This is a genomic window from Alteromonas sp. R7, from assembly GCF_055755235.1.
Map to the genome: position 1 here is coordinate 142,170 of NZ_JBVTQX010000008.1, position 11,378 is coordinate 153,547.

Below are 11,378 nucleotides of genomic sequence, written 5' to 3' on the forward strand. Positions count from 1 at the left end.
AAACTCTGTTTAGTGCTTTCACATATGATGACCGCTTAAAACTCAAGTTCACTGTTTTTAACAAAAAATTGTCAGCTTAAGTCCCATCGTACTTTTTCTAGCAATGTATCAAAGCAGCAAGGCAACTATCTATTTAAAATCTATAAAATTTTTATGGGTTACTTGCCTTTATATAGCTTTGCTGTTTTGTAAAGATGGGCTCTAGATAGACATTTTCTTGTATCGAGTACCATGGGCGCATATGATTATTATCTCGATAGAAAAAGCCTCTTTTTTCGTCTCTCGTGTTACAGACTCCTTCTTTGCATAAATGTGCTATTGGATCGATTATTTCGATATCATTTATTTGCTTTAATTTTCTGAGAGCATCCTCATGTTCAGCATATTTCGAGCGGACTGAAGCTTCAGGTATGCTGCTTGGTAGGTTTTTTCGAACTGCTATTATAGGGTCAAACTCTATTCCTTTAGGCTCACCAGTTAACACAAAAACGTATCTTATTTTTTCTTTCAAAAAAGCTATGAACTCATCGTATTCGCTAATTCTAATGTTCTTTTCTCGCTCACGCTCAACTCTCTCTCGCGGAAGATATGAGTCGAAGCTGTAGAACGATGTTACTACTTTTTCAAACTTAACTTTTTCGACTAACTTTTTGTAGTCTTGTAAGTTGTTGCAATTCCATTTTGGATTTTTCATCGACGGCGTTACAAAACAACCGCTCTGAGTGAGGAAGTAAACATTGAATTCGTTTTCTAAACTTTCAATATATGGATAGAGCTGCTCTATATGACTCGCTCCTAAAACTAAGATGTTTTTATCAGAATTACCTTCAATAAATCTCACTTTTAGGGATGCTATTTCCAAATTCGCTTCTGGGTAGTTCCAGTCCTCTTTTGCTTCTATTGCTGATTGAACGAGTAGTTGATTACTTGGAGTTAGGCGAAACAAGAATCCATTCGTGTAGAAAATAGATAGCCCAAAAGCCATAGATAGAAAAGCAAACTGCAATGGTTGAAGACAATACCTTGCTCTTTCAAGTCGGTAGTCTTTTAAAGTCTTAGATTCGATGAATGTAAAGCTAAGAGCGCCAAGAAACACCGATAAAGGCATGCCAATAACCCACCAATAGCTCCCTAGTTCAAAGTAATATCCAGCTACTACCACTGGCCAGTGCCAGAGATAAATAGAGTATGACCACTTGCCGAATAAGTGAGCTAATCGGTTGCTAACAAGCTGAGAGTTACCGTTGTTTGCTATAAGCACTGCACACGTCCCCGCAATCGGCATTATCGATGCGTATCCAGGCCATGGTGTTGAAGAAGAAAAAACAAAAAATGACAAGACAATTAAAAACAAGCCAGTTACCTGTAGCGGAGTTTTGAAATTATCTTTTATTGCAATGGGGTATAGGAAAACCAATCCACCAGCTAGCATTTGCCAAGCTCTAGTAGGTAAAAGAAAGTATGCTGCGCTGCTTGATTTCGCAGTAACAAATATCGAAAAGCAAAATGCCAAAATGGTGGTAACTAAAATGAGTACTTTGATTTTGTGTATCGATAGAAACTTTCTCAAAAAGACTAAAATTAGTGGATAAATTAGATAGAACTGCCATTCAACGGAGAGGCTCCATGTATGAAGAAGCCATTTTTCGTTAGAGTCAGGGTTGAAGTAATTTGATTCCGTCCAGTACACAATGTTCGAAACGAAAGTTAAGCTCGCTGCTGAATGCTTGCCTAAGTTTAGATAGTCAATTGGTGGAAGTAAAAATAGCCCAATGACTATTAAAAAGAAGCAAAGTGCGGCTAGAGCCGGGATAATTCTTCGTACTCTAGCTTTGTAAAAATCAATAGTCGAAAAACTCTCTCTTTCAATGCCCTTAATTATAATCATGGTCATCAAAAAACCAGAGATCACAAAAAATACATCTACTCCTGCAAAGCCACCAGGTAACCATTTATGATTAAAATGAAAAATAACAACAGATATAACGGCTATCGCTCGCAGAGCATTAATGTCTTCCCTAAATTTCATTATGTTGCGCTTCTATAAAGTGTTTGAAAGAAATATTGTTAAGTGCAAGATTTAAAGCATGGTTGAGTGCGGTCTTAATAATTTCTGACAATACCCGTGCTTATCATTTAAGTTCTTTGTGAATGCAAGTATGAAGCCACACTTTTTGACTCACTTAGCTAGATTAGCTTTAGTCTGTATCGTTTGTATGACGTTTTTAAAAATGTGATGTGAAGAATAGAATTTTTAAGGCTGAGATAAAAATTAGCCATTATCAGCTATATAGGGTAGCGGTAATGTCAGTCACTCGTGTAAACTACCGCTTTTATTTCAGGCAAGCCTTAGCGCGCAGAATAATTCTTCCTATGCTTTGGCCATGCAGTCATCATGTAAATTGAGGAAAACATGGAGCTTGACGCTATTATCAATCAGGCACAAAGCCAGATTGACGCTGCACAAGATGCAGCCACATTAGACCAAGTTAGGGTCGAATTCATGGGTAAGAAAGGTAAACTTACCGACTTACTTAAAGGGCTTGGAAAGTTATCTAACGAAGAACGTCCTGCCGCAGGCCAAAAGATTAACCAAGCTAAACAGGTTATTCAGCAAGCTATTTCTGCTAAAGGTGAGTTTTTACGCACTGAAGAGCTTAACAAGAAGCTAGCAGAAGAGGCAGTAGATGTAACTTTGCCTGGTCGCACAGAAAAGCCAGGAAACTTACACCCGGTTAGCCGCACGATTGCACGCATTGAGTCTTTCTTTGGCGAGCTTGGCTTTTCAGTTAAAACTGGCCCTGAAATTGAAGATGGTTTTCACAACTTCGACGCGCTGAACATTCCTGCGAATCACCCCGCGCGTGCAGACCATGATACTTTTTATTTCAACCCAGACATGATGCTTCGTACGCAAACCTCTGGTGTTCAAATTCGTACTATGGAAGCGGAAAAGCCACCATTGCGTATTATCTCGCCAGGCCGCGTGTATCGTAACGACTACGACCAAACACACACGCCGATGTTCCACCAAGTGGAAGGTTTGATGGTTGATAAGAATGTCAGCTTTACCGATCTTAAAGGTATCTTGCACGACTTCTTACATCACTTCTTTGAAGAGTCACTAGAAATTCGCTTCCGTCCGTCTTACTTCCCGTTTACTGAGCCTTCAGCTGAAGTAGACGTTATGGGTAAAAACGGTCAGTGGCTTGAAGTATTGGGTTGCGGCATGGTGCACCCAAATGTACTTAAAGCGGTAGGTATCGACCCAGAAGAGTACACAGGTTTTGCCTTTGGTATGGGCGTAGAGCGCTTAACTATGCTTCGTTATGGTGTTAACGACTTACGCGCGTTCTTTGAAAACGATCTTCGTTTCCTTAAGCAGTTCAACTAAGGCAGAGAGTACACATGAAATTCAGTGAAAAATGGTTAAGAGAGTGGGTTAACCCGTCGCTGTCGGCACATGAGCTGTCTGAACAGTTGAGCATGGCTGGCCTTGAAGTAGACGGTGTTGAGCCAGTAGCAGGCGATTTTAAAGGCGTGCTAGTAGGTGAAGTCGTTGAGTGTGGTCAGCACCCGAACGCCGACAAACTGCGCGTAACTAAAATAAACGTAGGTGGCGATGAGCTACTTGATATCGTTTGCGGTGCGCCTAACTGCCGTCAGGGCATTAAAGTAGCAGTTGCTGTTGTTGGTGCTGTATTGCCAGGCGACTTTAAAATTAAGAAAGCAAAGCTTCGCGGCGAGCCGTCATTCGGTATGCTATGTAGCTTCTCTGAGCTAGGTATTAGCGACGACCACGATGGTATTATCGAGCTTCCAGTCGATGCACCTATTGGCGCAGACATTCGCGATTACCTTGGACTTGATGACAACGCAATCGAAGTTGACCTGACACCAAACCGTGCAGACTGCTTGGGTATTCGCGGCATTGCCCGTGAAGTTGGCGTGCTTAATAACCTTGACGTTTGCGAACCTGAAGTAGCAGCGGTAGACGCAACTATTGATGACAAATTATCAATTATGCTAAGCGCTGATGACGCATGCCCGCGCTATTTGGGCCGTGTGGTTAAGGGTGTTAACGTTAAAGCAGCATCGCCACTATGGCTAGTTGAAAAGCTGCGTCGCTGCGGCATTCGCAGCATCGACCCTATTGTTGATGTGACTAACTTTGTATTGCTAGAGCTTGGTCAGCCAATGCACGCGTTTAATCTTGCTAGCATTGAAGGCAACGTTAACGTGCGTATGGCAAAAGAAGGCGAAACGCTTACGCTACTTGACGAAACCGAAGCTAAGTTACAAAGCAATACTTTAGTTATCGCTGATGACAACAAAGCGTTAGCTATGGCAGGTATTTTCGGCGGCTTACATTCTGGTGTTACCACCGAAACCCAAGATATTTTACTTGAAAGTGCTTTCTTTAGCCGTGATGCGATTATGGGCCGTGCCCGTCAGTACGGTTTGCATACCGATGCGTCGCACCGTTACGAGCGTGGTGTAGACCCACAGCTTCAGCGTAAAGCCATGGAGCGCGCTACTGCACTGGTACTAGAAATTTGCGGTGGTGAAGCTGGCCCTGTTGTTGAAGCAGTGGCTGAAGACAAGCTACCCAAGCAGGCTACGGTTACGCTTCGTCGCGAACGTTTGTCTCGCGTACTAGGCATTAGCATTGACGATGCAAAAGTAACCGAAATGCTAAACCGCCTTGGTTTAGACGTAACGCAAACCGAAGCTGGCTGGGAAGCGGTTGCGCCAAGCTATCGTTTCGATATTTCAATTGAAGAAGATTTGATTGAAGAAATTGCGCGCGTATACGGTTACAACAACATTCCAAACGTGGCACCAAAAGCGACGTTGGCAATGCTGCCTTCGCAAGAAGCCAAGCTTCCGTTAAACACAATGAAGTCATTGCTTCTAAGCCGTGGCTACAATGAAGCAATTACCTATTCGTTTGTAGACCCTAAAATTCAAAACGCATTATTCCCAGACGTAAAAGGTATGGTGTTACCACACCCAATTTCATCTGATATGTCGGTAATGCGTGTAAGTTTATGGCCGGGATTAGTTGGTGCTACTGCTTATAATCAGAAGCGTCAGCAACAACGTGTTCGCATGTTTGAAACCGGATTACGCTTTATTCCTCAACAAGATGCGCCAAATGGTGTATTGCAACAGCAAGTAATTGGTGGTGTAGTAGCAGGGCGTCGTAATGAAGAACATTGGGACTTGGGCGACAGCCCGGTTGATTTCTTCGATGCAAAAGCCGACGTTGAGGCGTTATTGGCACTTACAGGCAGAACCGGTGAGTTCCAGTTCGTTACAGGGCAACACAGTGCGTTACACCCTGGCATGACGGCAAAAATTTTGCTTAATGATGAAGAAGTTGGCTATATTGGTGCTATACACCCGCAGTTCACTAAATTGCTTGGTGTTAACGGCCGTGTATTTGTGTTCGAACTAGTGGTAGATGCCATTACTGATCGCAAGTTACCGTCAGCCGTACCAGTATCGCGCTTCCCATCGAATCGCCGTGATATTGCTATTACGGTTAAAGATGAAGTGCGTGTAGGGAATGTTCTTTCTTACATAGAAAATATTGGCGTAAATCAACTAGTTGCTCTAAACTTGTTCGATGAGTACAAAGGCAAGGGAATTGAGCCTGGCTATAAGAGCCTTGCTTTGTCACTTCATTTACAAGATCCGGATAAAACCTTGGAAGAAGCTGAGATTCAGCAAGCTGTAGATACTGTGGTTAAAGGTCTGGAATCTGAGTTTGGGGCCGCGTTAAGAGAGTAAACTATGGCATTGACCAAAGCCGAGATGGCTGAACACCTATTCGAGAAACTAGGCATTAACAAGCGTGATGCGAAGGATCTGGTAGAGCTTTTTTTCGAAGAGATTAAAGGCGCTCTGGAATCTGGTGAGCAAGTAAAACTGTCAGGTTTTGGCAACTTTGACCTGCGTGATAAAAATGAACGTCCTGGCCGCAATCCAAAAACCGGTGAAGACATTCCAATTAAAGCACGTCGTGTGGTTACATTCCGCCCGGGTCAAAAATTGAAAAGCCGAGTTGAAAACTCTGCACCTGTCGACCAATAATCTTTAGGTCGTTACAATACTGAAAAAGAGCGGGGTCTCTCGCTCTTTTTGTATTGCTTCTTTTATACAGTGCCGTCGCACTGGTTTTCATATGCAATTTCTTTGGAGGAAAGTGTGAAGAAAGCACTTGTCGTTCTTGCTATTATTGTTGCTGCTACGTTTTCATGGTTTGCTTATCTGTCGCTAGATGCAGACAAACGAGACCAAGACGCAGCGCAAGTTCCGCTAATCACAGTCATGGAAATTCTTCACGCTAGCGATTTGCAGGAAGGCGTTAAGCAGGCTGTGAAAGATGGGAATATCGAAGTAGTAGATTCTTGGATGATACAAGCCCGTGAAGTAGGGCAGGCTGCCAACCTGTCATCTGAAGATATGGATTATCTTAATTCTGAGACCGCTAAAGACTACGTAATTTTTAATGCCAAACGCCAGCTGTACAACGAAGCGTTTGAAGCGCGTTATTATGCGTTGGAAGAGGTAGAAACGCTTAAAGAGCAGTATCCGGAAGCCAAGGACTTGTTTGCTCGTACTGATGCGCTGATTGAAAAGCGTGACGCTATCATTCAACAAATTGCTGTCGCTATTTCAGGAAGCGAGCAGCCTGATGAAGCCGCGCTTAAAGAAGCACGTGAGCAATGGTTAGCCCAGGCTAGCAAGTAGCCAAGTAACGCTCTATCTCAATCTTTGTTCAATCTACTGAAATATCTGCAAACTTAGCACTAGTGAGCGTAGCTAGATCAGAAGGGGCGAGTGCCACTTCCAATCCTCGTTTTCCAGCGCTTACGTGAATAGTTTGCAGATTTTCAGCGCTGTAATGAATAACGCTCGCTAAGCGCTTTTTTTGCCCTAAAGGGCTTACACCACCTAACACATAGCCTGTTGCAACCATTACCGCGTTTGCTTGCGCCATTTCTACCTTTTTAACGCCTAACGCTTTAGCCATTTTCTTTTCGCTAAGTTTGGTGTTTACAGGGACCACGGCCACGGCAAGCTTGTTATTGTCTGTACTCACTACCAATGTTTTAAAAACGGTATCCGCATTAAGGTTTAGCTTTTCAACCGCCTCTAGCCCGTATGACGCCGCATTTGCGTCGTGTTCATATTTTAAAATGCTGTGAGCGATACGCTTTTTAGTAAGCAAAGTGATTGCAGGTGTCATTCAACCTCTTTTTTGTAAAATGTTCGGCTGCGTATCGGCTGGCTGGGCAGCAGAGGAGTAGCTGCGTGTGTTGCGTAGTCGTTAAAGCCAGTTGTAAAAAATTTTGACAGTGGGTGGCCGGATTGTCCGCCAGGTAGTGTTAGAATGGCATCCTCTAAATGGCCAGGGCTGACAAATAGTCGCTCAGAGGCACCAAAACTAGGTGCTTGTACAGCAGGCATGTATGTATCACCAAAACCTTCTACTTGTTGCATGTTTAACATATCACCAACTAGAGGAATTTGATCAGCAAATGGATGTTTAACAGAAAGTGCGTTCACCTTGCCCCAGGCTAATGTTTCCATATTAGCTTCTGCTGGTGAATACTTGTCTAACAGCTTGTGTTTGGCGCGCCTGTAAGCGTCTACAAGTAGCTCGTCGAAGCTTTCAGTATCGTTAGGTAGCCAAGAGTCAGGCTGACTATGAATAAGTTGCCACACAGCAGGTTCAATGCCACGTAAGAGTGTACGGCTGTTTACACCTTGTTGGTCTAACGTTGAAAGTACGCCTCCAAAAAGGGTTTGTACCACTTCCTGCCTAAAGTGCTTAACTAACGTGTAGCCAACCGAATCTTCACATGCGCATTCGTCCCATGTGTTTAGGTAAGCGAGGTCGGGTTTAAATTCAATGTCTTGCATATTGAGCAGCCCATACAAAAGGTGCTGCCAAGGAATAAGAAAGCGGGCATGATTATCTAACTGAATGGCGTAAAAGTCAGTCTCAGTAAAGGTGTCTTTTTCAAATAAACGGTCTCTTATTTGTTGTCCGCGAGCACCTAGCGCGTAACCACCGTCGCCCCAGACTTTGAAGTCATCAGCCGAAATTACTCTAGCATTTGCAGTCCATATTCTTCCCATATCGGGGTTTAAAACCATGGGAAGCTTTGATGCGCGCTTTGGTGGTGTGTTTACTGCTTCTTGTTCTTTTATAGCAGTGAATGAAGCCTGCTGCCTTTCCATAACTGCGCCGCCAGGAAGCCAAGCCGCATTGCCGCTTTCATCAACAATCACGAGGTTTTGCGTGGGAATAGCAATGCGTTGGCCCATCTTTATCGCTGCTTGGACATTTTTTGCATTGCCGAAGTTTATTATTCCCAAGTTCGCAGCAAACGGATGATGCGCTACCCAATTAAGCGCATAGCGCTTGCCATTGAGTTCTTTCACTGGCCCATACGAGCTTACTTCAAACTCAAATGTGTGCTCACCATCAGGTAAAGGAATACGCTCTGTTACCGTACTTGTGGCCGTCGATTCGCCTAGTTCAATCCAATCTACATTGTCTAAATTTGCATTGGTAAAACCCCAAGCGATATGGCCGTTGGTGCCTACAACTATGCCGGGAATACCCGGCAGGGAAACCCCGGTTACTTGTACATCGCTGCCCGATTCTTGATAGTTAAGCTGGGCGCGATACCAGATGATGGGAACCCGCAAGCCTAAATGCATGTCGTTTGCTAAAAGGCCTGCGCTTGTCGTGGTGTGACTCCCGGTCACCGCCCAGTTATTGCTACCAATATCAGGAAGCTCAGTACCGTTATATTGTGCACGGGCGATCGCAGTATTGTCGTTATCGTTTAAGTACTGAGTAGTCGCGTCTTCAGGCTCTTGCTTAATGCTCTCGCCATTACTATCTTCTGGTGAGTGAGTAATTGGGCGTAGCGATGCAGGGTACTCTGGAATAGGTGCTTCAAGCAGTGGTATCTCGCTGGCATCAAGCGCTGCCTGATAATTACTCGGCTGAGTAATGAAGCTGTATACATCATTCCCAAATGTTGAAAGCAATGCCTCTCTTGCTAAATCAAGCTCTACTTGGCTACCTTGTAAATCCAAATACATACTGTAAATCACAAGAATACTGTCGGTGGGGCGCCATTGTTTTATATCAACGCCTGCAGCTAGGTATTCAAAAGGTGGCAACGTATACTCAGACAATGCGTCATTTACGCCGTGGGCGTAACGTACAAGTAGTTCTTGTTGTTTTGAGGGAAGGTTATCGAATACGGCTTTTGCTCGTTTCTCAAATTGATGAAAGCGGGCTTTCTTATCGATATCTAGGGCAATGTCGCCCACCCATTGTGATAAACTACCCGATGCGGCGCGGCGCTGTAAATCCATTTGAAAAAAGCGATCTTGAGCATGCGCAAAACCCAGTGCATAGACTGCGTCGTAAATATCGTTAGCTTTAATAACAGCTTGGCCTAGTTCGTCACGGCTTAGCTCAGTAGGTGCGTTTACGTGATAGGTGGCGCTATTTCCGTCAAGTGCGGGCAAACTCATACGAAGCGAGATGTACAATCCCAGTACCGTTAAAAAAAGCAGTGCTAAAACACTTAAAACCAACCACTTGAACCAATTTATCACGTGTAAAACTCCCTATTTTTCTCTATCCTAACCACAGAACTTGCAAAATTGAAGTGATGTTTTATGACACATACTAAGGCGGTGCCGTGGGGCCATTAATGTTGGATTGTCAGGCCGAAGAACTTCTGCCTGAAGAAAAGGAAAAGTTAACACATCCAGTAGTGGGTGGCGTTATTTTATTTAGCCGCAACTATCATGATAAACGTCAGCTCTCTGCGCTGGTTCAAGATATAAGACGCTTTGCAAAGCGTCCAGTACTGATCGCCGTCGATCATGAAGGAGGCCGCGTTCAGCGTTTTCGTGAAGGCTTTACTGCCATACCTGCAATGGGCGATATTTTAAGGCAGTCAGAGCATCAAGATGAAAGTGCTGCATACGCAAAAGCGTGTGGATTAGTATTGGCTTATGAACTTAAAACCTTAGACATCGATTTTAGCTTTGCACCGGTGCTTGATATAAATGGTGTATCGCAAGTTATTGGTGACAGGGCATTTTCAGACAATGCAGACGACGTTATTCGCCTTGCCGCTCATTTAATCCAAGGTTTAAAAGCTGTAAATATGCCAGCTATTGGAAAGCACTTTCCTGGGCATGGCAGTGTAGCGCCAGATTCTCATGTAGCGTTACCCGTCGATGAACGCGAATTTGATGAGATACGCAGTACCGATATGGTGGTCTTTGAACGCTTAATTGAGCGTGCGTTGCTTGATGGCGTTATGCCTGCCCATGTTATTTATAATCAGGTGTGCGATAAGCCTGCGGGTTTCTCAACTAAATGGCTGCAGGATATCCTTAAACAGGATCTAGGCTATGGCGGCGCAGTATTCTCTGATGACTTGTCTATGCACGGCGCAAGTGTTGCGGGAAGTTACGTTGAGCGTGCTGAGGCAGCGCTGGAAGCAGGTTGCGACATGGTACTTGCGTGCAACAATCCGAAAGGGGCTGAGACTATCCTTGATGGATTGGAAATGCGCTTTGCTAATCCGTCTCACAACGATTTACAAAAGCAAGAGCGCGTTATGGCGCTTTACGATCGTATTATGCCAGTAGGGCTTAATGATAAATACGACAGTGCGGTTGAGCTGGTGAAGCGTTTAAGCGAACGGTAGTTTTTATAACTACCGTTTTTCATTTTCTGTTTTTTAATGCCGTTTGCTTATACTGGTACTTCGTCTACGCCAGCTTCTACATTCATAAATCGCGCAAAAGTGAAGAGAAAATCGCTCAGGCGATTTAAATAAGCATGTACAACTTCTGGCACGTCATAATGTTTAGATAGGCTAATGACAGCACGTTCAGCTCGGCGGCACACAGCACGACAAACATGAGCCTGCGCAGCAGCCTTACTTCCGCCAGGCAGTACAAACGACGTATTAGGCGGCATTTGACGGGTAATATTGTCTATAAGGCTTTCTAGGTTCTCAATATCAGTTTGCGTCAGCGTTGAGCTTGCTGAAATAGCAAAGCCAGCTTGAAACAGGTTGCGCTGAATATCCTGGAGCATTGGCTTATGTTTGTCAGTAACATGCGCTGCTAGTAGTCCGATATGGCTATTGAGTTCGTCCATATCACCGTAGCTTTGTACTACTAAATCATCCTTATCTACACGAACGGCTTTGACAGCGTAAATTTGCGTGCTGCCCTTATCACCAGTGCGAGTGTAAATCTTCATAAAAACCTATATCTCTCTATCAATCGCAAATGTTGTTTTTTTGCCTTTA

9 protein-coding genes are annotated in these 11,378 nt (G+C 44.0%); 5 read left to right on the forward strand and 4 right to left on the reverse strand.

Going from position 1 to position 11,378, the window contains the following annotated elements; translation table 11 throughout:
• Window positions 1-151: 151 nt before the first annotated feature.
• A complete protein-coding gene (locus AC0J2X_RS14310; protein WP_462555460.1) occupies window positions 152-2,029 on the reverse strand; it encodes an acyltransferase family protein in 1,878 nt (625 codons plus the stop codon).
• A gap of 384 nt (window positions 2,030-2,413) precedes the next feature.
• Here AC0J2X_RS14310 and pheS point away from each other — a divergent pair, with 384 nt between their 5' ends.
• The 4 genes from pheS to AC0J2X_RS14330 all read left to right on the forward strand — a co-directional run bounded on the left by pheS (window position 2,414) and on the right by AC0J2X_RS14330 (window position 6,759).
• Window positions 2,414-3,394 carry a phenylalanine--tRNA ligase subunit alpha gene (gene pheS / locus AC0J2X_RS14315; protein ID WP_012518127.1) on the forward strand — a complete coding sequence of 327 codons (981 nt, stop codon included), beginning with the start codon at window positions 2,414-2,416 and terminating at the stop codon, window positions 3,392-3,394.
• A 14-nt stretch (window positions 3,395-3,408) separates the two neighbouring features.
• On the forward strand, window positions 3,409-5,796 hold the full coding sequence (pheT, locus tag AC0J2X_RS14320) for a phenylalanine--tRNA ligase subunit beta (RefSeq protein WP_348671096.1): 2,388 nt from the start codon (window positions 3,409-3,411) through the stop codon (window positions 5,794-5,796).
• 3 nt (window positions 5,797-5,799) lie between these two features.
• Window positions 5,800-6,099 (forward strand): integration host factor subunit alpha, encoded by a 300-nt coding sequence (ihfA, locus tag AC0J2X_RS14325; RefSeq protein ID WP_014949129.1) that lies wholly within the window; start codon window positions 5,800-5,802, stop codon window positions 6,097-6,099.
• Window positions 6,100-6,213: 114 nt separating this feature from the next.
• Window positions 6,214-6,759, forward strand: coding sequence for a hypothetical protein (locus AC0J2X_RS14330; protein ID WP_156078230.1), 546 nt, complete (start codon window positions 6,214-6,216; stop codon window positions 6,757-6,759).
• Window positions 6,760-6,787: 28 nt separating this feature from the next.
• On the opposite strand, the gene ybaK is transcribed toward AC0J2X_RS14330, so the two are convergent.
• Window positions 6,788-7,258 (reverse strand): Cys-tRNA(Pro) deacylase, encoded by a 471-nt coding sequence (gene ybaK / locus AC0J2X_RS14335; protein ID WP_156078231.1) that lies wholly within the window; start codon window positions 7,256-7,258, stop codon window positions 6,788-6,790.
• The gene (locus tag AC0J2X_RS14340) at window positions 7,255-9,657 is read right to left on the reverse strand and encodes a penicillin acylase family protein (protein ID WP_472996149.1); all 2,403 of its coding nucleotides are present in this window, start codon (window positions 9,655-9,657) and stop codon (window positions 7,255-7,257) included. The genes ybaK and AC0J2X_RS14340 overlap by 4 nt, the downstream gene beginning before the upstream one ends.
• A gap of 98 nt (window positions 9,658-9,755) precedes the next feature.
• Here AC0J2X_RS14340 and nagZ point away from each other — a divergent pair, with 98 nt between their 5' ends.
• On the forward strand, window positions 9,756-10,766 hold the full coding sequence (gene nagZ, locus AC0J2X_RS14345) for a beta-N-acetylhexosaminidase (RefSeq protein ID WP_014949133.1): 1,011 nt from the start codon (window positions 9,756-9,758) through the stop codon (window positions 10,764-10,766).
• A 47-nt stretch (window positions 10,767-10,813) separates the two neighbouring features.
• Here the strand turns inward: nagZ and AC0J2X_RS14350 are convergent, their stop codons facing one another.
• Window positions 10,814-11,329 (reverse strand): cob(I)yrinic acid a,c-diamide adenosyltransferase, encoded by a 516-nt coding sequence (locus tag AC0J2X_RS14350; RefSeq protein WP_472996150.1) that lies wholly within the window; start codon window positions 11,327-11,329, stop codon window positions 10,814-10,816.
• Between the last annotated feature and the right edge of the window lie 49 nt (window positions 11,330-11,378).